Origin of the sequence: Marinifilum fragile, assembly GCF_963677365.1 — a bacterium.
GTDB lineage: Bacteria > Bacteroidota > Bacteroidia > Bacteroidales > Marinifilaceae > Marinifilum > Marinifilum fragile.
Genome location: NZ_OY781962.1, coordinates 3,726,165 through 3,750,032, shown reverse-complemented (window position 1 = coordinate 3,750,032; position 23,868 = coordinate 3,726,165). Strand labels below are relative to the sequence as shown.

General features: G+C 38.1%; 18 protein-coding genes, 3 tRNA genes and 4 rRNA genes. 17 read left to right on the top strand and 8 right to left on the bottom strand.

Features of this window, described 5'->3' with window-relative positions; genetic code table 11:
* Nucleotides 1-220: 220 nt before the first annotated feature.
* From ACKPCA_RS14960 to rrf (ACKPCA_RS14935), 6 genes are all read left to right on the top strand, one after another.
* A 16S ribosomal RNA gene (locus ACKPCA_RS14960) occupies nucleotides 221-1,750 on the top strand.
* 145 nt (nucleotides 1,751-1,895) lie between these two features.
* Nucleotides 1,896-1,969 (top strand) — tRNA-Ile (locus ACKPCA_RS14955).
* Between the two features lie 13 nt (nucleotides 1,970-1,982).
* Nucleotides 1,983-2,056: transfer RNA gene (locus ACKPCA_RS14950), tRNA-Ala, on the top strand.
* A 119-nt stretch (nucleotides 2,057-2,175) separates the two neighbouring features.
* Nucleotides 2,176-5,046: ribosomal RNA gene (locus tag ACKPCA_RS14945) — 23S ribosomal RNA — on the top strand.
* A gap of 114 nt (nucleotides 5,047-5,160) precedes the next feature.
* Nucleotides 5,161-5,271: ribosomal RNA gene (gene rrf / locus ACKPCA_RS14940) — 5S ribosomal RNA — on the top strand.
* Between the two features lie 103 nt (nucleotides 5,272-5,374).
* A 5S ribosomal RNA gene (gene rrf, locus ACKPCA_RS14935) occupies nucleotides 5,375-5,485 on the top strand.
* The 16S, 23S and 5S rRNA genes sit together here with 2 tRNA genes alongside, the layout of an rRNA operon.
* 287 nt (nucleotides 5,486-5,772) lie before the next feature.
* Here rrf (ACKPCA_RS14935) and ACKPCA_RS14930 read toward each other — a convergent pair.
* Nucleotides 5,773-5,846: transfer RNA gene (locus tag ACKPCA_RS14930), tRNA-Ile, on the bottom strand.
* A 100-nt stretch (nucleotides 5,847-5,946) separates the two neighbouring features.
* Between ACKPCA_RS14930 and ACKPCA_RS14925 the strand changes: the two genes are divergently transcribed.
* Nucleotides 5,947-6,576, top strand: a complete 630-nt coding sequence (locus ACKPCA_RS14925) for an HAD family hydrolase (RefSeq protein WP_321279830.1) — start codon at nucleotides 5,947-5,949, stop codon at nucleotides 6,574-6,576.
* Between the two features lie 2 nt (nucleotides 6,577-6,578).
* Here the strand turns inward: ACKPCA_RS14925 and ACKPCA_RS14920 are convergent, their stop codons facing one another.
* Together ACKPCA_RS14920 and ispG are read right to left on the bottom strand one after the other, a co-directional pair.
* Nucleotides 6,579-7,364 (bottom strand): hypothetical protein, encoded by a 786-nt coding sequence (locus ACKPCA_RS14920; RefSeq protein ID WP_054721560.1) that lies wholly within the window; start codon nucleotides 7,362-7,364, stop codon nucleotides 6,579-6,581.
* Between the two features lie 72 nt (nucleotides 7,365-7,436).
* Nucleotides 7,437-9,398, bottom strand: coding sequence for a (E)-4-hydroxy-3-methylbut-2-enyl-diphosphate synthase (ispG, locus tag ACKPCA_RS14915; protein WP_321279829.1), 1,962 nt, complete (start codon nucleotides 9,396-9,398; stop codon nucleotides 7,437-7,439).
* Nucleotides 9,399-9,576: 178 nt separating this feature from the next.
* Between ispG and gldA the strand changes: the two genes are divergently transcribed.
* The 6 genes from gldA (at nucleotide 9,577) to ACKPCA_RS14885 (ending at nucleotide 14,752) form a co-directional block, all read left to right on the top strand.
* Entirely contained in the window at nucleotides 9,577-10,488 is a 912-nt protein-coding gene (gldA, locus tag ACKPCA_RS14910; RefSeq protein WP_321279828.1) for a gliding motility-associated ABC transporter ATP-binding subunit GldA, read from the top strand.
* A gap of 370 nt (nucleotides 10,489-10,858) precedes the next feature.
* The gene (gene metK / locus ACKPCA_RS14905) at nucleotides 10,859-12,115 is read left to right on the top strand and encodes a methionine adenosyltransferase (protein WP_054721556.1); all 1,257 of its coding nucleotides are present in this window, start codon (nucleotides 10,859-10,861) and stop codon (nucleotides 12,113-12,115) included.
* 165 nt (nucleotides 12,116-12,280) lie between these two features.
* Nucleotides 12,281-13,117 carry an alpha/beta fold hydrolase gene (locus ACKPCA_RS14900; protein ID WP_321279825.1) on the top strand — a complete coding sequence of 279 codons (837 nt, stop codon included), beginning with the start codon at nucleotides 12,281-12,283 and terminating at the stop codon, nucleotides 13,115-13,117.
* On the top strand, nucleotides 13,117-13,614 hold the full coding sequence (locus ACKPCA_RS14895; protein ID WP_321279824.1) for an RNA polymerase sigma factor: 498 nt from the start codon (nucleotides 13,117-13,119) through the stop codon (nucleotides 13,612-13,614). The genes ACKPCA_RS14900 and ACKPCA_RS14895 overlap by 1 nt, the downstream gene beginning before the upstream one ends.
* Nucleotides 13,615-13,625: 11 nt before the next feature.
* The gene (locus ACKPCA_RS14890; protein WP_321279822.1) at nucleotides 13,626-14,201 is read left to right on the top strand and encodes a hypothetical protein; all 576 of its coding nucleotides are present in this window, start codon (nucleotides 13,626-13,628) and stop codon (nucleotides 14,199-14,201) included.
* A 233-nt stretch (nucleotides 14,202-14,434) separates the two neighbouring features.
* The gene (locus ACKPCA_RS14885) at nucleotides 14,435-14,752 is read left to right on the top strand and encodes a helix-turn-helix domain-containing protein (RefSeq protein WP_054721550.1); all 318 of its coding nucleotides are present in this window, start codon (nucleotides 14,435-14,437) and stop codon (nucleotides 14,750-14,752) included.
* Nucleotides 14,753-14,803: 51 nt separating this feature from the next.
* On the opposite strand, the gene ACKPCA_RS14880 is transcribed toward ACKPCA_RS14885, so the two are convergent.
* From ACKPCA_RS14880 to ACKPCA_RS14870, 3 genes are read right to left on the bottom strand one after another with little or no spacing between them, the layout of a single operon-like run.
* Nucleotides 14,804-15,181 carry a GxxExxY protein gene (locus tag ACKPCA_RS14880; protein ID WP_282016299.1) on the bottom strand — a complete coding sequence of 126 codons (378 nt, stop codon included), beginning with the start codon at nucleotides 15,179-15,181 and terminating at the stop codon, nucleotides 14,804-14,806.
* 34 nt (nucleotides 15,182-15,215) lie between these two features.
* Nucleotides 15,216-16,241, bottom strand: a complete 1,026-nt coding sequence (locus ACKPCA_RS14875) for an NAD-dependent epimerase/dehydratase family protein (RefSeq protein WP_321279821.1) — start codon at nucleotides 16,239-16,241, stop codon at nucleotides 15,216-15,218.
* A 39-nt stretch (nucleotides 16,242-16,280) separates the two neighbouring features.
* The gene (locus ACKPCA_RS14870; protein ID WP_054721542.1) at nucleotides 16,281-16,691 is read right to left on the bottom strand and encodes an OsmC family protein; all 411 of its coding nucleotides are present in this window, start codon (nucleotides 16,689-16,691) and stop codon (nucleotides 16,281-16,283) included.
* A 159-nt stretch (nucleotides 16,692-16,850) separates the two neighbouring features.
* On the opposite strand from ACKPCA_RS14870, the gene ACKPCA_RS14865 reads away from it, so the two are divergent.
* The 4 genes from ACKPCA_RS14865 to ACKPCA_RS14850 all read left to right on the top strand — a co-directional run bounded on the left by ACKPCA_RS14865 (nucleotide 16,851) and on the right by ACKPCA_RS14850 (nucleotide 22,024).
* Entirely contained in the window at nucleotides 16,851-17,048 is a 198-nt protein-coding gene (locus ACKPCA_RS14865) for a hypothetical protein (RefSeq protein WP_054721540.1), read from the top strand.
* 376 nt (nucleotides 17,049-17,424) lie between these two features.
* A complete protein-coding gene (gene ileS / locus ACKPCA_RS14860; RefSeq protein ID WP_321279820.1) occupies nucleotides 17,425-20,865 on the top strand; it encodes an isoleucine--tRNA ligase in 3,441 nt (1,146 codons plus the stop codon).
* Nucleotides 20,866-20,910: 45 nt separating this feature from the next.
* Nucleotides 20,911-21,285, top strand: a complete 375-nt coding sequence (locus tag ACKPCA_RS14855) for a TraR/DksA family transcriptional regulator (protein ID WP_054721536.1) — start codon at nucleotides 20,911-20,913, stop codon at nucleotides 21,283-21,285.
* 124 nt (nucleotides 21,286-21,409) lie between these two features.
* The gene (locus ACKPCA_RS14850; protein WP_054721534.1) at nucleotides 21,410-22,024 is read left to right on the top strand and encodes a lipoprotein signal peptidase; all 615 of its coding nucleotides are present in this window, start codon (nucleotides 21,410-21,412) and stop codon (nucleotides 22,022-22,024) included.
* 42 nt (nucleotides 22,025-22,066) lie between these two features.
* Here the strand turns inward: ACKPCA_RS14850 and ACKPCA_RS14845 are convergent, their stop codons facing one another.
* Both ACKPCA_RS14845 and ACKPCA_RS14840 read right to left on the bottom strand, forming a co-directional pair.
* Nucleotides 22,067-22,453 (bottom strand): hypothetical protein, encoded by a 387-nt coding sequence (locus ACKPCA_RS14845; RefSeq protein ID WP_054721532.1) that lies wholly within the window; start codon nucleotides 22,451-22,453, stop codon nucleotides 22,067-22,069.
* Nucleotides 22,454-22,713: 260 nt separating this feature from the next.
* Complete coding sequence (locus ACKPCA_RS14840) at nucleotides 22,714-23,577, bottom strand: Cbp1 family collagen-binding glycoprotein adhesin (RefSeq protein WP_321295065.1); 864 nt, start codon at nucleotides 23,575-23,577, stop codon at nucleotides 22,714-22,716.
* Nucleotides 23,578-23,868 lie beyond the last annotated feature (291 nt).

Below are 23,868 nucleotides of genomic sequence, written 5' to 3'. Positions count from 1 at the left end.
TTCAAATTTTATTTGGAATTTGGGAGGAGTTTTATTTATCTTTGCACTCGCTTTTCCGCCTGATTTTTTCGGGTGAATTAAGAAGGAAAAACAGAACGATACGTTCTTTGAAAATATTGAAAACAAGAAGTTAGGTAAATACAAGAATAATACCTTGTCAATTAAAAATTACCATTAAACTTTGATAATCTGAATGAGACAGAATTATAAAAACTTTTATACAACGAAGAGTTTGATCCTGGCTCAGGATGAACGCTAGCGACAGGCCTAACACATGCAAGTCGAGGGGCAGCATAATAAAAGCTTGCTTTTATTGATGGCGACCGGCGCACGGGTGAGTAACGCGTATGCAACCTGCCTTACACAGGGGGATAGCCCGGAGAAATCCGGATTAATACCGCATAATGATCAAATTTCGCATGTTATTTGATTTAAAGCTTCGGCGGTGTAAGATGGGCATGCGTAGCATTAGCTTGTTGGTGAGGTAACGGCTCACCAAGGCGATGATGCTTAGGGGGTCTGAGAGGATAGTCCCCCACACTGGTACTGAGACACGGACCAGACTCCTACGGGAGGCAGCAGTGAGGAATATTGGTCAATGGGCGCAAGCCTGAACCAGCCATGTCGCGTGCAGGATGACTGCCCTATGGGTTGTAAACTGCTTTTTTACGGGAATAAACCTTCCTACGTGTAGGGAGCTGAAGGTACCGTATGAATAAGGATCGGCTAACTCCGTGCCAGCAGCCGCGGTAATACGGAGGATTCGAGCGTTATCCGGATTTATTGGGTTTAAAGGGTCCGTAGGCGGGCGATTAAGTCAGTGGTGAAATCTCACAGCTCAACTGTGAAACTGCCATTGATACTGGTTGTCTTGAATTTAGTTGAGGTGGGCGGAATACGTTATGTAGCGGTGAAATGCATAGATATAACGTAGAACACCGATTGCGAAGGCAGCTCACTAAGCTAACATTGACGCTGATGGACGAAAGCGTGGGGAGCGAACAGGATTAGATACCCTGGTAGTCCACGCCGTAAACGATGATTACTCGTTGTGCGCGATACACAGTGCGCGACTGAGCGAAAGCATTAAGTAATCCACCTGGGGAGTACGTTGGCAACAATGAAACTCAAAGGAATTGACGGGGGCCCGCACAAGCGGAGGAACATGTGGTTTAATTCGATGATACGCGAGGAACCTTACCTGGGCTTAAATGCAGTTTGACCGGCTTGGAAACAAGCTTTCTCTTCGGAGCAAATTACAAGGTGCTGCATGGTTGTCGTCAGCTCGTGCCGTGAGGTGTCGGGTTAAGTCCCATAACGAGCGCAACCCCTATCGTTAGTTGCTAGCAGGTAATGCTGAGGACTCTAGCGAGACTGCCACCGTAAGGTGAGAGGAAGGTGGGGATGACGTCAAATCAGCACGGCCCTTACGTCCAGGGCTACACACGTGTTACAATGGCTAGTACAAAGGGCAGCTACCTGGTGACAGGATGCTAATCTCAAAAGCTAGTCTCAGTTCGGATCGGAGTCTGCAACTCGACTCCGTGAAGTTGGATTCGCTAGTAATCGTATATCAGCAATGATACGGTGAATACGTTCCCGGGCCTTGTACACACCGCCCGTCAAGCCATGGAAGCCGAGGGGACCTGAAGTTCGTAACCGCAAGGAGCGACCTAGGGTAAAATTGGTAACTGGGGCTAAGTCGTAACAAGGTAGCCGTACCGGAAGGTGTGGCTGGAACACCTCCTTTCTAGAGATTTAGAATATCGACTAAGGTTTATGGTAAAAGACAGGTTTATGACTGTTTTGCCTAACTTTTTACTTGTTTTCATTTAATATACCATAACCCATAGCGTTAGGGTGTTTAAACCGCTAGCATATGGATTAAGAAATTTAGTCCTGTAGCTCAGTTGGTTAGAGCACTACACTGATAATGTAGGGGTCCGCAGTTCAAATCTGCGCAGGACTACGATTAACGTTTTGGGGGATTAGCTCAGCTGGCTAGAGCGCTTGCCTTGCACGCAAGAGGTCATCGGTTCGACTCCGATATTCTCCACGAAATACGATGGTGTATTAAAGTTCTTTGACATGTTGAAAGTAGTAAAGTAGAAGTAACCAATAGTAAAGAAACAACGATTGATTTCGTGATGAAAGTTTAGACTTTTATTGGCACAAAAAGAAGTAATTAAGGGCGTATGGCGGATGCCTAGGCTCTCAGAGGCGATGAAGGACGTGATAAGCTGCGATAAGCTACGGTGAGGTGCAAATAACCATTGATCCGTAGATTTCCGAATGGGGCAACCCACTCAGCAATGAGTATCCTTTAAGGAGGCAAACCCGGAGAACTGAAACATCTAAGTAACCGGAGGAGAAGAAAACAAAAGTGATTCCCCTAGTAGTGGCGATCGAACGGGGATTAGCCCAAACCATTATTGTTTCGGCAATGGTGGGGTTGTAGGACTATAATATGATGATCGGCGTGAAGTGGAAGTGTTTGGAAAGACACACCATAGAGAGTGATAGTCTCGTACACGTAAGCAAAGTGAATCTAGTAGTATCCTGAGTAGCGCGGAACACGAGGAATTCTGTGTGAATCTGCCAGGACCATCTGGTAAGGCTAAATACTCCTGAGAGACCGATAGTGAACAAGTACCGTGAGGGAAAGGTGAAAAGCACCTCGAACAGAGGAGTGAAAGAGTACCTGAAACCGTACGCCTACAAGCGGTAGGAGCACTTTAGGGTGTGACTGCGTGCCTTTTGCATAATGAGCCTACGAGTTACTCCTCACTAGCGAGATTAAGCACTTCAGGTGCGTAGTCGAAGCGAAAGCGAGTCTGAATAGGGCGTAAAGTTAGTGGGGGTAGACGCGAAACTTGGTGATCTACCCATGGTCAGGCTGAAGCTCTGTTAAACCAGAGTGGAGGGCCCAACCGGTTCACGTTGAAAAGTGTTCGGATGAACTGTGGGTAGGGGTGAAAGGCCAATCAAACTGAGAAATAGCTCGTACTCCCCGAAATGCATTTAGGTGCAGCGTCAGAGTCGAGAGTTATAGAGGTAGAGCTACTGATTGGATGCGAGGGCTTCGCCGCCTATCAAATCCAGACAAACTCCGAATGCTATAACTTATATCTGGCAGTGAGCCCGTGGGTGCTAAGGTCCACGGACGAGAGGGAAAGAACCCAGACCATCAGCTAAGGTCCCCAAGTGTATGTTAAGTTGAACAAACGAGGTGAGATTGCTTAGACAGCTAGGATGTTGGCTTGGAAGCAGCCATTCATTTAAAGAGTGCGTAACAGCTCACTAGTCGAGCGATCTTGCGTGGATGATAATCGGGCATAAATATACCACCGAAGCTATGGATTTAGAATTTATTCTAACTGGTAGGGGAGCATTCTAACGGCGCAGAAGCAGTATGGTAATGTATTGTGGAGCTTTTAGAAAAGCAAATGTAGGCATAAGTAACGATAATGCGGGCGAGAAACCCGCACGCCAATAGACTAAGGTTTCCTGATCAACGCTAATCGGATCAGGGTAAGTCGGGACCTAAGGGGTAGCCGAAGGGCGAACTCGATGGACAACCGGTTAATATTCCGGTACTTTCTATAACTGCGATGGGGTGACGAAGAGATGACAATGCCGCGAACTGACGGAATAGTTCGTTGAAGGACGTATGTGATGAGACCGGTAGGCAAATCCGCTGGTTGAGCTGAAATCTGATAGTACCGCAATGCTACGGCAGCGCGGATAGTGCATGTAATTTTACTTCCAAGAAAAACCTCTAAGCTTCAGGTTATAGAGACCCGTACCGCAAACGGACACACGTAGTCAAGTAGAGAATACTAAGGCGCTCGAGTGATTCATGGCTAAGGAACTCGGCAAAATGGTCCTGTAACTTCGGGAGAAAGGACGCCTCTTTCGGGAGGCCGCAGTGAAATGGCCCAGGCGACTGTTTACCAAAAACACATGGCTTTGCAAAATCGAAAGATGAAGTATAAGGCCTGACACCTGCCCGGTGCTGGAAGGTTAAGTGGAGGGCTTAGCGCAAGCGAAGGTCTGAAATGAAGCCCCAGTAAACGGCGGCCGTAACTATAACGGTCCTAAGGTAGCGAAATTCCTTGTCGGGTAAGTTCCGACCTGCACGAATGGTGTAACGATCTGGGCACTGTCTCAGCCATGAGCTCGGTGAAATTGTAGTATCGGTGAAGATGCCGATTACCCGCAACGGGACGGAAAGACCCCGTGAACCTTTACTGCAGCTTCACATTGATTTTGGGTAAGTGATGTGTAGGATAGGACGGAGACTATGAAGCAGCGCCGCCAGGTGTTGTGGAGTCATCCTTGAAATACGTCCCTTTGCTTATCTGAAGTCTAACGTCTAACGACGGACAGTGTGTGGTGGGTAGTTTGACTGGGGTGGTCGCCTCCAAAAGAGTAACGGAGGCTTCTAAAGGTACCCTCAAGACGTTTGGTAATCGTCTGAAGAGTGCAATGGCACAAGGGTGCTTGACTGTGAGACATACAGGTCGAGCAGGTACGAAAGTAGAGCATAGTGATCCGGTGGTTCCGTATGGAAGGGCCATCGCTCAAAGGATAAAAGGTACTCCGGGGATAACAGGCTGATCGCTCCCAAGAGCTCATATCGACGGAGCGGTTTGGCACCTCGATGTCGGCTCGTCACATCCTGGGGCTGGAGAAGGTCCCAAGGGTTGGGCTGTTCGCCCATTAAAGTGGCACGCGAGCTGGGTTCAGAACGTCGTGAGACAGTTCGGTCCCTATCTGTTGTGGGCGTTGGAAATTTGCGAGGATCTGACTCTAGTACGAGAGGACCGGGTTGGACTAACCTCTAGTGTATCTGTTGTGGCGCCAGCTGCATAGCAGAGTAGCTACGTTGGGCAGGGATAAGTGCTGAAAGCATCTAAGCACGAAGCCTACCTCAAGATGAGATTTCCTTTAAGGGTCGTTAGAGACGATAACGTTGATAGGTTGCAGATGTAAAGGTGGTAACATCAAAGTCGAGCAATACTAATTACCCGAAAGCTTCTGAGTGGCGAGGTCAATCGCTGAATCTTACAAGATTTGGTTCTTTTATTTTACTTTCAATGTGTCTACGATATTCGTTGACGGTTAGCAGGAGTTAACCACAGAAGTCAACAAACGATTTTAGGTGTTTATAGCGACGGGGTTCCACCTCTTCCCATTCCGAACAGAGAAGTTAAGCCCGTTAGCGCCGATGGTACTGCAGAAATGTGGGAGAGTAGGTCGACGCCAACCTTTAAAGAGTCTTATTCCAACATGGAGTGAGACTCTTTTTTTATGAGATACTTATACAAATAAGATATATAGTCTTAATCACTTCGATTGAGTCAAAACGATTTTAGGTGTTTATTGCAACAAGGTTCCACCTCTTTCCATTCCGAACAGAGAAGTTAAGCTTGTTAGCGCCGATGGTACTGCAGAAATGTGGGAGAGTAGGTCGACGCCAACCTTTAAAGGATAGTAAGTCTTAGGATTTACTATCCTTTTTTTATGCATTCTAATTACTACAAGCTATGATAGGAAATTTATTAATTGGAAATATTAGATTTCCATTATAATAAGCTTGTATATTGTGTTTTTTTCATAAAAGGTTTGAGTACCAAACGAATCCTTAATGGTATAAGAGCTTTTAGATATGTATTTTTATGAGAGTGAATTTGCCTGAAAAAGGCAGCTGTAATAAATGCAAACAAAAAAAGCAGCCACAACATTGTTGTAACTGCTTGATTCAGAGGGTGGGCCCACCTGGGCTTGAACCAGGGACCCCCTGATTATGAGTCAGGTGCTCTAACCAGCTGAGCTATAGGCCCTCGAAAAACTTATAAAATAAAAGCAATGTTTTATCTTTGTTTTCGGTGTGCAATATTACATATTTGTATCCAATAATTCAATATTTCAAGGAAAAAAATTATGCAAAAATACGATTCAATACCCAATATTATCTTCGACTTTGGAGGAGTGCTATTAAATATCGATCCGCAAAAAGCAGTTAACAGTTTTAAGCAGATAGGTTTAGATGATGTAGAATTAATAAAGAGAGAATATTCAGAGAACGGATTGTTTGATAATTTGGAAAAGGGGATTGTATCACCAGAGGAATTTAGGACTCAGATCAGAAATTTTATTTCGAATGGCGTTACTGATGCTGAGATCGACACAGCTTGGAACTCGATGCTTTTAGATTTGCCTTTTGAGCGTTTAGAGCTTTTAAATCGATTAAAAAAGACCCATAGGATATTTCTACTGAGTAATACTAATATCATCCATTGGGAAGCTTATATGGGCATGATTCAGGATGTACATGGAGTTTGCCTATCTGATTTTTTTGAAAAGGACTATTACTCGCATAATATGGGATTAAGAAAGCCAGATCAAAAAATTTACACTGAAGTTTTGGATGCTGAAGGTTTAATAGCGAGCGAAACATTATTTGTTGATGATATGCTTGCTAATGCCGAAGCTGCAAGATCAGTTGGTATGATTGCTCATCATTTAAAATTAGAGGACGGCGAAACGGTATTGGATTTGTTTTCGGAATAGAATTATTTCTTACGAAAACTTCCCATGGTATTGTCGTAATTGATGTAATATAATCCTGGCTGAAGACTTTCAAGATTGACTTTATTTCCGAAACCTTTAAAAACGATATTTCCATATTTGTCGTAAATCTCGTAAAGAGTTTCGGAAGTAAATAAAAGTTCATCCTTTACTTTTTCAGGTCCAAAACTAACTTTTGGCTTTTTTGACTCATGAGTTATTTTTGGTGAATATTTCGCATTTCCAGTATAATCGGTCTGAGATAGTCGGAAAATATTTTTACCTGTATGCGTTCTTACTTTTAGTTTGTATTTGTTGATGGTTGTCAATCCTCTTCCTTCAACTTCGCCAATAGTGATCCATTTGTTCCAACGGTATTGTTGCACAATAAAGGGTATTGAACCACTTTCTTCTCTTGTGGTCCAATGCAAAATATCGTTTTTATCTACTTCGACAGTTTGAATTTCAAATGTTGATTTTGGTTGTATGGCTTCAGGATTTGCAATACGTGGCAAACACCCACTCTTATAATGTAAAACGATGTTTACTTTTTCGCCAATATCAAAGCCAAATTGCGAAAGATCAATCTCGAATGCACTACTTCCTATTTCATCAGAAGAGGTTTGACCGTTGACAGTAACCTGGTAAACACAATACCCTACCCCTGAATCCGAAAAGGGATTCATTACATATACATTTTTCCCAAGATAGATTCCGCTTAGCTCAAGTTTATCGGCATAAGCAAATGAAAACAGAAAAATGAAAAATATGAGTAAAAGATTCTTTTTCACCTTGATAGATTAGTGCTTAGATCTATCTGCAAGATATAAAACAATGTGTATTAAAAAAAAGAATTAATCAAGTTAATTGATATTATCGTCAATCCAATCTCCATTGTTCTTAATGATATTCTTTAATTCTTCGATAGCAGTTTCGCTTGGAATGTTCTTGATTAAAACATCATGACCTTTGTACAATGATACTTTTCCTGGTCCAGCTCCTACATATCCATAATCCACATCACCCATTTCGCCTGGACCGTTAACAATACAGCCCATAACGCCAATTTTTAGGTGGGTAAGATGAGAAAAGGTCTTCTTTACTTCAGCAACTACCTCTTGCAATTTAAATAAAGTTCTCCCACATCCCGGACAGGATACAAACTCTGTTTTAGTAGTTCTTACTCGAGCTGCTTGCAAAATTCCAAACTCGGTGGATAATACTTCACTTTGTGGAAGCTTTCCTTGATTTACAATGCTGATACCATTGCCCAATCCATCGAAAAACAAGCTACCTAAATCAGCAGATGATTTTAAGTGAAGATCTTCCAGATTTGCATCGGTAAATTCACGTTTAAATATTACCGGAGCCTTACATTTTGCTTGAACCAATTTGAAAACAAAGGCTCTTTGCTCGGCAAAAGCATTTTGATGTTTAGATTTACAAATCAAAACAATCTTTTCATTCTTTTTTAATTTAGAAATGAACTCTTCGCTTAGGTCTGTATATTCACATTCTACAAAATGAATGTTGCTGGCAAATGCTGCAAGATTATCATGAAGAAATTCTTCGGTTTGAAATAGAGGATAGGATTTGTCGGTATACTGATCGGAATATTCCCAACACTCCTGATCAACGATAATTCCTAAATCTTTTGGATAATCGGTGAAAACCGGATCGTAACCGCTTACATAGATAAAGTCTGCAGCCAAGTTTCCTTTTTCCCATTCCAATGTATCCTGATCTTGCTTGAACCCTGCTTTTTCTGGCAAATCAGCAGTCAAATATCTTTCGTGCGATAAATCGCAGATAACCACTGGAACTTTTGAACTGCCTATATTTTCAACCAAGTTTGTTGATCGTTTGTAAAAATTAATCAGATCAACCTCTGTGTTTTCAACCTGAGTAATTGGTTTGTGATTTTCTTTTGTCAACACATAATCAACCAGTTTTTTTCCTACTGGCGATTCGATTTCCGGATCTTCGGTAAGAGAAATTCTAACCGTATCTCCAATTCCATCATTCAACAAAGCGCCTGTTCCAACGGCCGATTTAATTCTTCCATCTTCTCCTTCGCCAGCTTCTGTTACTCCCAAATGTAATGGAAAATGCATATGTTCCTTTTCCATTTCGCAAACCAACAAACGAACGGTTTTCACCATCATTACCGTATTGCTCGACTTAATAGAAATGGCAACATCTGTGAAGTTTTGCTCTTTACAGATTCTAAGAAACTCCAAAGTAGCTTCAACCATTCCTCGTGGTGTATCGCCGTAGCGACTCATAATTCGATCTGACAATGATCCGTGATTGGTACCAATTCGAAGGGCCGTATTGTGTTCCTTGCAAATGCGAATTAGAGGAATAAATTTCTCACGAATCTTCTCTAAATCCTCCTGATATTTTATATCTCCATATTCGCTGTTCTTGAAATCGGCACGTTTGTCAACAAAGTTTCCTGGATTAATTCGGACCTTGTCAACATATTTTGCAGCAATTGTAGCAGCTTTAGGATTAAAATGAATGTCGGCAACCAAAGGTGTTTCATATCCTCTTTTTACCAATTCTTCTTTAATGAATTTTAAGTTCTCAGCTTCTTTCGTTCCCTGTGTAGTTAAACGAACATATTCTGCTCCCGATTCTATCATTCTGATTGCTTGCTCAACACTAGCTTCAATATCATTTGTATCGGTGTTGGTCATCGATTGAATTCGAATAGGATTATTGCTACCCATTGGGGTATTGCCAATATTTGATTCGCTTGATTCGCGACGAGAATAATTGAAAAGATCTTTACAGAAATTATTATGCTGTGAAAAACTCATTGTTATTGATTTGAATTGAACCACAAAGGTAGTTATTTCAAGAATGATTTATGAATTAGCTATTATGAATTACAAGGGAAACAAAGCGAGAATGATTAAATTCACAGCAAATAAGATTTTTTTAACTTTAAGTTTTGATAACAAGAAGTATTTAAAGTACTAGTTCAAACCCAGTTTTATGTCGATTAAAGTTCAGGAAGTAAGCAAACTATACGGAAAACAAAAAGCACTTGACCAAGTTAGCTTTGAAATTAACCAGGGAGAAGTTGTTGGATTTTTAGGCCCCAATGGTGCGGGAAAATCCACAATGATGAAGATTATTACTGGTTTTATTCCACAATCTTCCGGTTTGGTTGAAGTAAATGGAATGAACATAGAGGAGCATTCTTTGGAGGTGCGCAGGCAAATAGGATATCTGCCAGAGCATAATCCGCTTTACCTGGAGATGTACGTGAAAGAATATCTCAATCATGTTGCTTCTATTTACAAATTGGGAAAATTAAAAAAAGCTAGAATTGCTGAGATGATTGACCTTACTGGACTTGGCTTGGAACAAAACAAAAAAATTGGTGCACTTTCGAAAGGATATCGACAAAGGGTAGGAATTGCACAGGCTTTAATACACGATCCGAAAGTGGTGATTCTGGATGAACCAACTACAGGTTTGGATCCTAATCAATTGGTCGAAATTAGAAATTTGATTCAGGAAATTGGGAAACAGAAAACCGTTATGCTTTCTACTCACATCATGCAGGAGGTTGAAGCCTGTTGTGAACGTGCTCTGATTATCAACAAAGGAAATTTGGTTGCCGATAAAAAGATTGAGAATCTAAGCTCCGAATTGTCTTCAAAGATGATTGAAGTTGAATTTTCTAGTGATATTTCGTTGGATATCCTAAGTCAGCACAAGGGAATTAAGGAGGTAATTTCTCTGGGAGATAACAAGTTTAGCATTTCAAGTTCTGATGATATCCGTAAGGACATTTTTCAAATGGCCGTAAATAACAATTGGGAACTACTTGAAATGAAGAGCCAAACTCAAAGACTGGAAGACTTGTTTCATCAGTTAACTGTTAACGATGATCAGTAATCTGTTATTTGTTTGAGATTCCGATTGAGGTTCGGATTCTCTCTAATTAAAATTCTGGCAAATTAAGACTTATAACTCTTTATTGGCGCGGAACTCCCTGTTTTACAGCATTAGCATTTGTTAAAAAGCATTAAAAACTCTTGGTATAATATTGTTTCTTTGCGAAATAATGTTTTCCTTTGCCGAGAATTAAGTGGAAAGATTTGGCTGCTTGCAACCACAGAAAAAAATGCTAAATGGTGTTATTATCCTTTTTCTGCGTTAATACAACAACCAATTGCTTTCCCGTAAGTTTTATTTATAAAGTACTTGAGGTCTGGGGGACTTATTTGATTAAGTAGACTTTTCTGTGCTCAAAACTTTAAAAATTATGGGATATTTATTTACATCAGAATCTGTTTCTGAAGGACATCCAGACAAAGTATCTGATCAGATTTCAGATGCCATTTTGGATAAACTACTGGCTTTTGATCCTAATTCTAAAGTTGCAGTTGAAACTTTGGTTACTACTGGTCAGGTAGTAATTGCCGGTGAGGTAAAAACAAAAACTTATATTGATATTCAGGAAACTGCTCGTAAGGTGATTAACCGTATTGGTTACACAAAAAGCGAATACATGTTCGATGGATCATCTTGTGGTGTTTTAAATGCACTTCACGAACAATCAGATGATATCAATCGTGGTGTAGATCGTGAAGATCCAATGACTCAAGGTGCTGGTGACCAGGGAATGATGTTCGGTTATGCTTCTAAAGAAACTGATGACTACATGCCATTGTCACTTGAATTGTCGCATCGTTTGTTGATTGAGTTGGCTGCCATTCGCCGTGAAGGAAGAGAGATGACTTATCTTCGTCCTGATTCAAAATCGCAGGTTACCATTCAGTACAACGATCAGGATGCTCCTGAAAGAGTTCATACAATTGTGGTTTCTACTCAGCACGATGACTTTGGTCCAAACGATGAGTTGATGTTACAAAAAATCAAGAAAGATGTTCGTAACATTCTTATTCCTCGTGTAATTAAGCAATTGCCAGAAAGAGTACAAGCTCTTTTCGACGATGAGTTCATTTTGCACGTAAACCCAACAGGTAAGTTTGTGATTGGTGGTCCTCATGGTGATACTGGATTAACTGGACGTAAGATTATTGTTGATACTTACGGTGGTAAAGGGGCTCACGGTGGTGGTGCTTTCTCAGGAAAAGACCCTTCGAAAGTAGACCGATCTGCAGCTTATGCTTCACGTCATATTGCTAAAAATATGGTGGCAGCTGGTGTTACCGATGAAATTTTGGTACAACTTTCATATGCAATTGGAGTTGCTGAACCTGTAGGAATTTACGTTGACACTTACGGCAAGTCGAATGTAGAATTAAGCGATGGTGAAATTGCAGAGAAGGTAAAAGAACTTTTTGATCTTCGCCCAGCAGCAATTGAGCAGCGTTTGAAATTGCGTAATCCAATTTACGAAGAGTCTGCAGCATATGGTCACATGGGACGTACGCCAAAAACCATTACCAAGAAATTCGAATCTCCATATTTCGGAAATATCGAAAAAGAAGTTGAATTGTTTACTTGGGAAAAACTTGACTATGTTGAAAAAGTAAAAGAAGCTTTCAACTTATAAGATAATCACAAAATATATTGAAAAGCCATTCCTTTTTGGAGTGGCTTTTTTTTTTTATGCTTTAAACTGATTAGAATAAAAAATGAGAAAATTTTTTCGACAAGTGTAACATTTGAAAAAGATGTGCATCAAAAGGGCAAACAAACAAATTAAAATTTTAGAATCATGAAATCATTAATTGTATCATTAGCCTTAGTATTTTTTGTCAATTTTTCTCTTTTAGCTCAAATTAGTTCAATTCAAGTTGAAGTTGTTGGACAAGGAGATCCAGTTTTATTGCTACCAGGTTTTACTTGTCCGGGAGAAGTTTGGGCTGAAACCGTTGAGAAAATTTCTCGGAATCACGAATGTCACCTTGTTAGCTATGCCGGATTTGGTGATGTGCCTGCAATTGACAGCTCTTGGTTGCAAACCGTTAAAAAGGATATCAATCAATACATTCAGGAAAATAAATTTGTAAAATTATCCATTGTAGGACATAGTATGGGTGGAACCTTGGCTTTGTGGTTGGCTTCGGAAAATCAATTTGATATTAAAAAATTATTAATCGTTGATGCATTGCCATGCATGGGAGCGATGATGATACCAAATTATTCAAGCGATAAAATAAGCTACAATACCGAATACAATAACAACTTGCTTAAAATGAATGATGAAGACTTCAGAGGAATGGCAATGAATTTTGCTGTGTTTATGAGCAATTCGGCCTCGAAGCATCAACAAATTGCGGATTGGATGATCAAAGCAGATCGTAAAACTTATGTATATGGTTATACCGATTTATTAAAATTGGATTTGAGAGAAGATATTAAGAATATTGAATCGCAAGTTGTTATATTAGCTGCAGCTAACCCAAGCAAAAGTATGGTTGAAGGTGTTTACAACAACCAGTTTGCTGCACTTAAAAGCAAAGAGATTGTTTACATAGAAAATTCAGCACACTTCATCATGTTCGATCAGTTCGAAACCTATATGAATGAATTGAAACAACTTTTAAACTAATGAACCAATCATTTAATACGCTTTACAAAGAAAACTACACTAAAGTTTATCGTTTGTGTATGACCTATGTGTCAGGAAATGAAGCTTTGGCTGATGATTTATCACAGGAGGTGTTTGTAAAAATTTGGCAAAACCTGGATCAATTCAAAAATGAGTCGCAAGTAAGTACATGGATATACCGAATAACAGTGAATACCTGCTTAATGCATCTGCGCAAGATTAAGAAATCGCAGGAAAAAATTACCGATCAAGTACCTGAAAGTTTATACGAAGATCAGGAAGATGATAGGGATGAAAGATTAAAAATGTTGCGCGCTTGCATAAAGAAACTAAACGAAATGGGTAAGATATTAATTTCACTAGTCCTGGAAGAGGTCCCACAAAAGGAAATTGCCGAAGCAGTTGGTTTATCAAACGAGAATGTAAGAGTTCAAATTCATCGTAACAAAGGAAAACTCTTCAAATGTATGACTAGTAAAGAAATGCAAAACGCTTAAAGCCTAAAACAATGAATAATTTCAAAGATATAAAATCAATATACGATAACCAGAAGTCCCCGGAGCCAACAAAAGTGCCAAAGGAACTTAAAAAACGAATCAAAAAAGCCGATCGTTTGGTCAACAATAGTCACATTAAAAATATAATCATTCTATCAATCACAGCATTGGCCATTGTAGGAATTAATCTATTCTACTTCACAACAACAAGTGTATTATTCGAAGTTGGAATTATTACCATGATTATGGCTTTGGCCATTCGAATTACAATTGAGCTGTTTAGTTATCGAAGAAAAAAGAGCTTGAATATACTTTGTCAATCCGATCAATTCATTTCCGATTTGAAAGCTTTTTATCAATGGCGCAAGAAGATTCACAAATACCCAACTTATCTGACCTTTTCGCTTTATGTAATTGGAGTAGGATTACTATTTATAGAGTTTTACAAGTATTTGTCTGACTTCTGGTTTAATTTTTTCCTTGTTGAGTTTGTAGTAATCATTGTGGTGTTGATATTTTTCATCAGGAAGAAAATCAAAAAAGAAATCAATACATTAAATGAAATGATAGAATTGTATGAAATTTAATAATCAGATATTCTAAAGGTGAGCCATTCCTATTAGGGATGGCTTTTTTTATTATAAATGGATTATGCTATTTAAAATATGTGTGATAACAAATGATAAATAGAATCAAACCAATGAAATGTAGAATATAGCTCATAAAAAATAGAATATATCAAGGTATAGATGAAATTAAATTATAATAAGTAGATAAAATTTTATAAATTGTTCATTATTATAACTAAAAGGATAAAATCATGAAGGTTTCTACGAAAGAATCTCCCTCTTTACATGTTAATGAATTAATTATTGAAGAGATGAATCGGCAAGGAGTAACAGCTCTCGAGTTATCCAGAAAATTAGGAATTAATGTAAATACAGTTTATCAAATACTAAAGCGAAATAGTATTAAAACCGATAGACTATGGGAGATTTGTGAAATATTACAAATTAATTTCTTCAGAATACTTGCTGACAAAATTGAAATTGCTAATCCCGTTGATGATCGTTTGGCAAAGTTAGAATCAGAAAATAACACCTTGAAAGAAGTAATTAGAATGTTGGGGGGGAAGTGATTTCCACGCAAAGAACGCAAAGAATTAAAACGGTAAGAACGCAAAGATTAATTACAGATTATTTACGACACGATGAATACTGTTTTTTAGAGTTTTACTATTAAAGTTTATTAGTAAACCAAGTCGTTTATCAGACAATTTGAGATAAGTTAGCAGTTGAGCAAAATGTACAGGAAGCAAATTTTCAACTGCTTTAATTTCTACAATTACTTTTTCTTCAACTAATAAATCTAACCTATACCCAATATCTTGCTTAACCTCTTTATAGATGAAAGGCATTGGAACTTGTGTTTTTACTTTTAACCCAATTTCATTTAAGTCAAAAGCAAGGGCATGTTCATAAGCTGATTCCAATAGTCCAGGTCCAACCGTTTTGTGTAATTCTATTGCTCGTCCAATTATTTGATATGAAATTTCGTTTTCAGTCATGACGTAAATATTGTCTCTTTGCGTTCTTACCGTATTAATTCTTTGCGATCTTTGCGGGGATTGGATAATGCTGCACCGTATCCTTTATACTTTTTTCAATATCAATAAACTCAAAGTTTAAGGCATCTTTAATTTTTTGGTTCGAATACTTTCTAATGTTGTGCGAAGCGCGAGCAGTTTCTTTTGTGAAACTTGGCTGTTTGAACAAAAATATTTTTTGCAGAGAAGCCAATCGCCATCCAATTTCAGTCATTTTTGGAGAAGCATATTTTGTAGGTCCTTCCAATCCAATATGCTTTGCGATGGTCTTAAATATGAATTCATAAGTACAGTCGTCGCCGTTTAAAATAAAGCGCTCGTTTACAATGTCACTTTCCATCAATTGAAGCATGGCTTTGCTTACATCTCTAACGTCAACATAGCCAGTAATTCCCCTTGTAAAATATTTTAATCCTTTGGCAACAGTACTAAATAATAGCGAGCTGCCTTTATCCCATTGGCCCGGACCCAAAATAATGGATGGATTTACAATTACAGCATTCAAGCCTTCCTCAATTCCGCGCCATACTTCCAATTCCGATTGAAATTTACTAAGCGAATAACCCGAGCGTTTATCTTCCGGACTCCAGGGAGTGGTTTCGTTTACAGTGTCTTCGCCTTCTTCGGGAGTTCCCAGTGCAGCAATGGAACTTACCATACAAAACTTGCGGATATTGTTGTCGATACAAGCATTTACCAGGTTTCGGGTTCCTTCTACATTAATATCGAGAAGGTTCTTTTTGTCTTCTTTCTTGAAGGAAACCAAAGCTGCACAGTGATACACATCTTCAACATCTTTCAGGGCATCCTCCAAAGAATCAGGATCTAACATATCTCCATCAAACCATTCAATCGATTCGAAAAGTCGATCAGCATCTTTTGAGTAAAAGGAAAAGGTTTTTAGAACCAAATCAGTATTGCTACTCGATCTTTTTAAAGCACGAACTTTATTGCCATTTTTTAGTAAATCAAAAAGTAGATGCGAACCAACAAGACCGGTTCCTCCAGTAACTAAAATCATTTGATGGAGATTTTTAATATTTTAAAAAAGGGGTGAAAATTATTTCACCCAGTTCATTTTAATTGTCTGCTTTAAGTGATCATGCACACTCAAAGGTACCGGACTTGTTCCTGCAACCGATTCAATAATTTTTTTCTCTTCGTCGGTATATTCTTTATCAGGGAAATTGAATTCAACAATTACCTCTGAAACTCTGCGAGGGTCGCTAGCCATGATTTTTGTAATGTCCAGTTCAGTACCTACAATATCGATATTATTATCGCGAGCAACGATTCCCATAATGGTCATGATGCAAGAGCCCAAAGAGGTAGCTAACAAATCGGTTGGAGAGAAAGCTTCTCCTTTACCTCTGTTATCGGTTGGCGCATCAGTAAAAATTTTGTTTCCTGATTGTAAGTGAACGCATTCTGTTCGTAAATCACCCAAATATTTGGATTTTATAGTTGTCATGATATTTTGAATTAAAATTTAAAGCTAAATATATCTATTAATTCCGAATTATATATACCCAATTTGGCAGGCCTTATTTGTGGCTTTTTTTTCAAATTAAACCCACCCTCTTTTCATTTAGAATTGTATAAGCTCATATAAATTTAATTTTTTATAAAAATGAAAAAGCCATACGAATACTTACTTTTTACAGGGGTGAATTTAATTGTAATTTTCATCACCATTTCAATACTAAACTACATTATTAAAGACAAGTTTGATAGCTGGGATAATGCAATCTCTAGTATTGTAATTACGGCTGCATTGTTTCTAATGCATATTTTAGGATTGGATAAAGTAAAAAAGAAGAAAGGATAATGAAGAAATTCTCGTATGAATATTAATTTACTTGTATACCTCCATACTATGATTATTTGGAGGTATTTTTAGGAATATACTTTTAAATTTAAAATATTCGTTATGCTTTTATTTCAGATTATAAGTATTCACACTTTCAATTCGTATCCTCAGGTTTGATATGCTGATTAAAAAATGGTTAGCTGCCTGAATATGCAGAAGATATGGTCTGAGGCTCCTGTATTTTTTCTATATTTGTAAACTTTTTATTCTAAATGTCATTCTTAGGCATTAAATAAGAATGAAAAATATTTGTTAATCAGTGTTGCTTGACCACAAATCACAAGGAATACGGATGTTAATCAGAATTTGAGAATTCAAGATAAAATTAATATAAATGAGCACTAAATTTCCAGAGTACAAAAACTTTGATCTTTCTCAGATCAATAAGGATATCTTAAAAGATTGGGAAGAAAACAAGACTTTTGAAAAGAGTTTGGAAACCCGCGAGGGTCATCCATCTTTTGTTTTCTATGAAGGGCCTCCTTCGGCTAACGGAATGCCAGGTATTCACCACGTAATGGCTCGTGCGCTTAAGGATATTGTGTGTAGATACAAGACACTTAAGGGATTTCAGGTGAATCGTAAAGCAGGATGGGACACTCACGGTCTTCCTGTTGAACTTGGCGTAGAGAAAGAACTGGGAATTACTAAAGAAGATATTGGAACCAAGATTTCTGTTGATGAGTACAACGAAGCTTGTAGAACCAATGTAATGAAATACACCCGCGAGTGGGAGGATTTGACTTCGAAAATGGGATACTGGGTGAATATGGAAGATCCATATATCACTTACGATAACCGTTACATCGAAACACTTTGGTGGTTGTTGAAGCAATTGTTCGAGAAAGATTTGCTTTACAAAGGATACACCATCCAGCCATTCTCGCCAGCTGCAGGTACAGGTTTGTCTACTCACGAGCTGAACCAGCCAGGGTGTTACAAGGATGTGAAAGATACCACTGCAGTGGGGATGTTTAAAGTAGCTCGCGACGAGAAGAGTGAGTTCTTATATGAAGGTATTGATTGCGATGCATACTTTATTGCATGGACAACTACTCCTTGGACACTTCCATCGAATACTGCTTTGGCTGTTGGTCCTAAGGTTGATTACGTTCGTGTTCGCACTTTCAACCCATATACAGGAATTCCTTGTGTGGTAATTCTTGCAAAAGATTTGTTCTACAATTTCTTCGATAAAAAATATGAAGGTCTTGAGTTGGGCGAATACCAAGCGGGAGACAAGCGTTTAACTTATAAAACTCTTTCGGAGCACAAAGGAACCGATTTGGAAGGAATTCGTTATGAGCAATTGATGCCATTGGTGAAGCCAGAAGGTGATGCTTTCCGTGTGATCCTTGGTGATTTCGTAACCACCGAAGATGGTACCGGTATTGTACACATTGCTCCTACTTTTGGTGCGGATGATGATAGAGTAGCGAAAGCAGCTGATATTTCTCCACTAATTCTTCGCGATAAGGAAGGTAAGATGCAGCCAATGGTTGATCGTACTGGTAAATTCTTCTTAATTGAAGATTTGGATCCTGAGTTTGTAAAGAACTATGTGAATGTTGAAGCTTATGGTGAGTATGCAGGTCGCTTTGTAAAGAACGCTTACGATCCAAACTTAACTGAGAAAGATGCTACTTTAGATGTTGATATCTCTGTTGCTTTGAAGAAAGATAGCTTGGCATTTAAAGTTGAAAAACATGTTCACAACTATCCACACTGTTGGAGAACCGATAAACCAGTATTGTATTATCCATTGGATTCTTGGTTTATCAAGACTACGAATGTTCGCGATCGTATGATCGAATTAAATAAAACCATCAACTGGAAGCCTCAATCAACTGGTGAAGGTCGTTTCGGAAAATGGTTGGAAAATCTACAGGACTGGAATCTTTCTCGTTCTCGTTACTGGGGAACTCCGCTTCCAATTTGGGTAAGTGAAGATCGTACAGAAATGAAATGTATTGGTTCAGTTGCTGAGTTAAAGGCAGAGATTGAAAAATCAATCGAAGCTGGTTTCATGACTGAAAACATTCTTGCTGATTACGTTGAAGGAGATAACAGCAAAGCGAATTACGAAAAATTCGACTTGCACCGTCCATATGTTGATGGCGTTTATTTGGTTTCAGATTCAGGCAAGAAATTGGTTCGTGAATTAGACTTGATCGACGTTTGGTTCGATTCAGGTGCTATGCCATATGCACAGCAGCACTATCCATTCGAAAACAAAGAGGAATTCGACAAGTTGTTCCCGGCACAGTTTATTGCGGAAGGTGTTGACCAGACTCGTGGTTGGTTCTTTACCCTGCATGCAATTGCTACAATGTGTTTCGATGGTGTTGCTTTCGAAAATATCATCTCTAATGGTTTGGTATTGGATGCAAAAGGTAACAAGATGTCTAAGCGTCTTGGAAACGCTGTTGATCCATTCGAAACCATCGAGAAATATGGTTCAGATCCATTGCGTTGGTACATGATCACCAATGCTCAACCATGGGATAACCTGAAATTTGATTTAGGCGGTGTTGAAGAAGTTCGTCGTAAATTCTTCGGTACACTATATAATACATACTCATTCTTCCAGCTTTACGCTAACATCGATGGATTTAATTATTCCGATGCTGATATCAAGATGGAAGAGCGTCCTGAGATAGACCGTTGGATTCTTTCTCTTTTGAATTCTTTGATTAAGGAAGTTGAAGAGTGTTACGAATCTTACGAGCCAACTCGTGCAGGTAGAGCAATTCAGAATTTCGTAAACGAAAACCTTTCTAACTGGTACGTGCGTTTGTGTCGTAAGAGATATTGGGGTGGTGAGTATGATGCTGATAAGATTTCGGCTTACCAGACTCTTTACAAGTGTTTGGAAACCATTTCAGTTCTTGCATCACCAATTGCTCCATTTTATATGGATCAATTGTTCAAAGATTTGAATTCTGTAACTGGTCGTTACACAGTAGAATCTGTTCACTTGGTTGATTTTCCTAAATATAATGAGGAAGAAATCGATAAGGACCTTGAGGAAAGAATGGATATGGCACAGAAGATTTCTTCTATGTCGTTAGGATTGCGTCGTAAGGTGAAAATCCGTGTTCGTCAGCCACTTCAAAAGATCATGATTCCGATTTTGGATGAAACGATGGTTCCTCAATTGGAGGCTGTTAAGAATATCATTCTTTCAGAAATTAATGTGAAAGAAATGGAATTCATTACGGATACTTCAGGTGTATTGGTGAAGAAAATCAAGCCAAACTTTAAGACTTTAGGTCCTAAGCATGGTAAAATCATGAAGCAAATTGCTGCTGCTATTGGTCAAATGACTCAAGAGGATATTGTTGCTTTTGAGAAGGCTGGGGAATATGCAATTACTGTAAATGATGAGAATGTAGATCTTACTCTAGAGGATGTTGAAATCATTTCGGAAGATATTCCAGGATGGTTGGTTGCCAATGAAGGGAAACTTACTGTGGCAATGGACGTAAACATTACCGAGGAGCTAAAACAAGAAGGTATTGCTCGAGAATTTATCAACAGAATTCAAAATCTTAGAAAGGATAGCGATTTTGATGTTACCGATAAAATCAAGCTTGAAATTATGATGCATGATTCTATCAACGATGCGGTACTTGCTCATAAAGAATACATTGGGAGCCAAACTTTGGCTGTGAGTGTTGAATTGGTAGAAAAATTAGCTGAAAACGAAGCGAAGGCGGTAGAGATAGAACAAGGTGTAGAAAGCTTCATTAAGATTGAAAAAGTTAGTGAATAATCGATTTTTTGTTATCTTTAGAAAACCAATAAAACTATAGAAACAATGACAGAAAAGAAGCGATATACAGACGAGGAGTTACAAGAGTTTAAAAAATTAATAATCTCTAAACTTGAGAAGGCCAAGAAGGATTACGAAACATTGAAAGCTGTTATTTCTAACAGCTCAGGCAATGATATTGAAGATACATCTCCAACTTTTAAAGTATTGGAAGAAGGTGCATCAGTTCTTTCTAAAGAGGAAGCTGGCCGATTGGCACAGCGCCAGGCAAAGTTTATTTCTCATCTTGAAGGAGCTTTAATTCGAATCGAGAATAAAACTTATGGTATTTGTCGTGAAACTGGTAAGCTAATTGCTCCAGAAAGATTACGAGCAGTGCCTCACGCTACTTTAAGTATCGAAGCTAAAAACAAGCAGTAAAGTATTCAACTGAATATAGAAAATGATTGGAAGAGTATATTCTTCCAATCATTTTTGTTTAGAAGTTAAGGTTTTCTTTTCTTTAAAGCCTGAAAAACACGAACAAAACATTTAAAGTTAAGATATGTCGCTATTTAAAAAATCGGTAGCATTTATTGTAGTACTTCTGATTTTAGATCAGGTGCTAAAAATTTGGATTAAAACCAACATGATGTTGGGAGAATCTTACCATATTTTTGGTGATTGGTTTCAAATCTATTTCATCGAGAACAATGGAATGGCATTTGGAATGGAGTTAGAAGGCGAATGGGGAAAAATGCTCTTAAGCTTGTTTCGTATTATCGCCGTTTTCGGAATTGGTTGGTACTTGCTGGATATTTGTAAGAAGAAAGCTCCCACTGGATTGATTATTGCTATTTCGCTGATTTTTGCTGGTGCTATGGGTAACATTATCGATAGTGCTTTCTATGGCATGGTATTTAATGATAGCTATTACCAGGTTGCTCAATTTATGCCTGAAGGAGGTGGATATTCAAGCTTTTTGCATGGAAAAGTTGTTGATATGCTATATTTCCCATTGATAGAAGGAAATTTCCCGGATTGGTTTCCAATTTGGAAAGGCGAACACTTTATTTTCTTCCGTCCGGTATTTAATGTAGCCGATTCATACATCACCATTGGTGTTGCATTTATTTTGTTGTTTCAAAGAAACTATTTCGTAAAAGACGAAAAGAACTAACGAAACTATATTGCAAATAAAAAGCCCTTTAAAGGGCTTTTTTTATGACTTGGCTTGTGCTGCTTTTCTTCTACGTTGTGCTCTAAAATAATTAATCTGACTTTGTAAGCTCCATATACCTCCAAGGATAACTACAAGGAAAATCCATTGCTTACGTCCCCAGCCTGCATCTCCAAAAATTCCTTTTGAGAGCATTACAATTGCTGTAATTACCAATAAACTGGTTAAAAGAGCTGCAACATGACCAATGGCTGCATTTTCCTTTCTGATTCCAGGAGTACAAAAAAATAAGATTACTCCAAAGAATAGTGGAATAAGTGCTGTAAATTGCCAATCTCCTATTTCGTAGTACCTTGCAATAAAACCAAATGCTCCTGCCAAAATCAATACCAACGAGTATACTTTGTTAATTTGATATGCTTCTTTCATATTTGTTATTTTTATTTAGAAAAAATCTAAATACTAAAATACAAAAACTCAGGAACATTCAAAATGAACTTGACAAATGTTTGCCGATTAGCATTTAATTCTTGTCGCTATATCAATAAGTTCACATCATTTATTACCGATCTTTAAACATCTATTGGCCTAAACCTAAATCATTTCGAAATTCATAAGGTATAAAATAAGAAAGGCCGCCCTACTGGACAGCCTTTCTTGGACAACCTTAAAACTCAACCATGAATTGATTATCGTACCGCAACTACTAAATACTTTGAAGATTTCCAGAACTCAGCTGGATCAAGAATAGTAATTCCTTCAACCGAATCAGTTCCCTCAACCTTATAAGAACCTGTTGGATGACTTGTTACTAAACTAATCTTCTTTCCTTTTACAGGAATCGTAGTAGTTTGCGTGATATCAATTTTTTTAAATTCACTTTCTTTAAAATCTTCATTAAGAACAGCAGTTGTACCAATTCCGATGAATCCACCATCTTTGGTAATTACATTCTTTTCTTTCAATTCTCTGCTAGTTCCACAAATGTAATAACCGGTATTAAGAGCAGCTGTTTTTTCAGCAATCTCTTTTGTTTTCGTTTCATTTTCTGTATTCAGAGCCATAACCGTACCGTTTAATTCGGTTACTTGTCCGTTTAAGTTTTCAACTTCGATATTTAGTTGAGAAACCTTTTCGTTTAAAGCGATAATTTCTGTTTCTTTTGTTTCTAATTTCGTTTTTAAACGATCGGTAAGCTTACGTAGCTTTGAATTTTGATACCAACTATTATTTAATTTCTTCTCTAAATCAGAAATTTTTTCTCTGTTTTGCTCTAATAAGTTATTGATTGAAGTAAGATCACTGGCAATCTTTTGCTTCTGGGATTTATTAGGATTCTCAGAGTTTACTGATATAATTGTTTCCTTTTCTTTAATAATTTCAAGATTCTCTTCGATGGTATTTAAAGACTCAATAAAATCGTTAATTGTAGAATCTTTTTGCTTAGCCATTGAAGTTAGCTGTTGATTCTGCTCTCTTAATTGCTTTAACTCTTTTTGGTTACATGCCACAAAAAATGGTAAAATCAACAATACTAATGCTAGACGTTTCATATAAATATATTTTAGAGATTAGGTTTCGCAATGTGTGTATAAGTTACATGTGAATATCGTGCCGAAATCAATTTTATTTTAAATTAAATTAACTAATGATGCGTAAGTATCATTAAATCAAGCGTAAAATAATGAGTGTTGTAATTGTGAATTTCATGCCACAATATTGTATGAAATTGAAAGTGTAGAATTATTCTACACTTTGCGTGTAATTATTCCCCATGTGTAGATTCTATTCATACCCACTATAGTACAGAGCGTACAAAGAAAAATCTTATTAACTTTACTAAA

Excerpts from the sequence above, each read along its gene's own strand:
- ACKPCA_RS14870 (WP_054721542.1), bottom strand. The coding sequence starts at position 16,691 with ATGACAACTATAAAATCCAAATATTTGGGTGATTTACGAACAGAATGC.
- metK (WP_054721556.1), top strand. The coding sequence starts at position 10,859 with ATGGGATATTTATTTACATCAGAATCTGTTTCTGAAGGACATCCAGAC.
- gldA (WP_321279828.1), top strand. The coding sequence starts at position 9,577 with ATGTCGATTAAAGTTCAGGAAGTAAGCAAACTATACGGAAAACAAAAA.
- ACKPCA_RS14925 (WP_321279830.1), top strand. The coding sequence starts at position 5,947 with ATGCAAAAATACGATTCAATACCCAATATTATCTTCGACTTTGGAGGA.
- ACKPCA_RS14890 (WP_321279822.1), top strand. The coding sequence starts at position 13,626 with ATGAATAATTTCAAAGATATAAAATCAATATACGATAACCAGAAGTCC.
- ACKPCA_RS14895 (WP_321279824.1), top strand. The coding sequence starts at position 13,117 with ATGAACCAATCATTTAATACGCTTTACAAAGAAAACTACACTAAAGTT.
- ACKPCA_RS14875 (WP_321279821.1), bottom strand. The coding sequence starts at position 16,241 with ATGATTTTAGTTACTGGAGGAACCGGTCTTGTTGGTTCGCATCTACTT.
- ACKPCA_RS14885 (WP_054721550.1), top strand. The coding sequence starts at position 14,435 with ATGAAGGTTTCTACGAAAGAATCTCCCTCTTTACATGTTAATGAATTA.
- ACKPCA_RS14850 (WP_054721534.1), top strand. The coding sequence starts at position 21,410 with ATGTCGCTATTTAAAAAATCGGTAGCATTTATTGTAGTACTTCTGATT.
- ACKPCA_RS14865 (WP_054721540.1), top strand. The coding sequence starts at position 16,851 with ATGAAAAAGCCATACGAATACTTACTTTTTACAGGGGTGAATTTAATT.
- ACKPCA_RS14840 (WP_321295065.1), bottom strand. The coding sequence starts at position 23,577 with ATGAAACGTCTAGCATTAGTATTGTTGATTTTACCATTTTTTGTGGCA.
- ACKPCA_RS14880 (WP_282016299.1), bottom strand. The coding sequence starts at position 15,181 with ATGACTGAAAACGAAATTTCATATCAAATAATTGGACGAGCAATAGAA.
- ACKPCA_RS14855 (WP_054721536.1), top strand. The coding sequence starts at position 20,911 with ATGACAGAAAAGAAGCGATATACAGACGAGGAGTTACAAGAGTTTAAA.
- ileS (WP_321279820.1), top strand. The coding sequence starts at position 17,425 with ATGAGCACTAAATTTCCAGAGTACAAAAACTTTGATCTTTCTCAGATC.
- ACKPCA_RS14845 (WP_054721532.1), bottom strand. The coding sequence starts at position 22,453 with ATGAAAGAAGCATATCAAATTAACAAAGTATACTCGTTGGTATTGATT.
- ACKPCA_RS14900 (WP_321279825.1), top strand. The coding sequence starts at position 12,281 with ATGAAATCATTAATTGTATCATTAGCCTTAGTATTTTTTGTCAATTTT.
- ispG (WP_321279829.1), bottom strand. The coding sequence starts at position 9,398 with ATGAGTTTTTCACAGCATAATAATTTCTGTAAAGATCTTTTCAATTAT.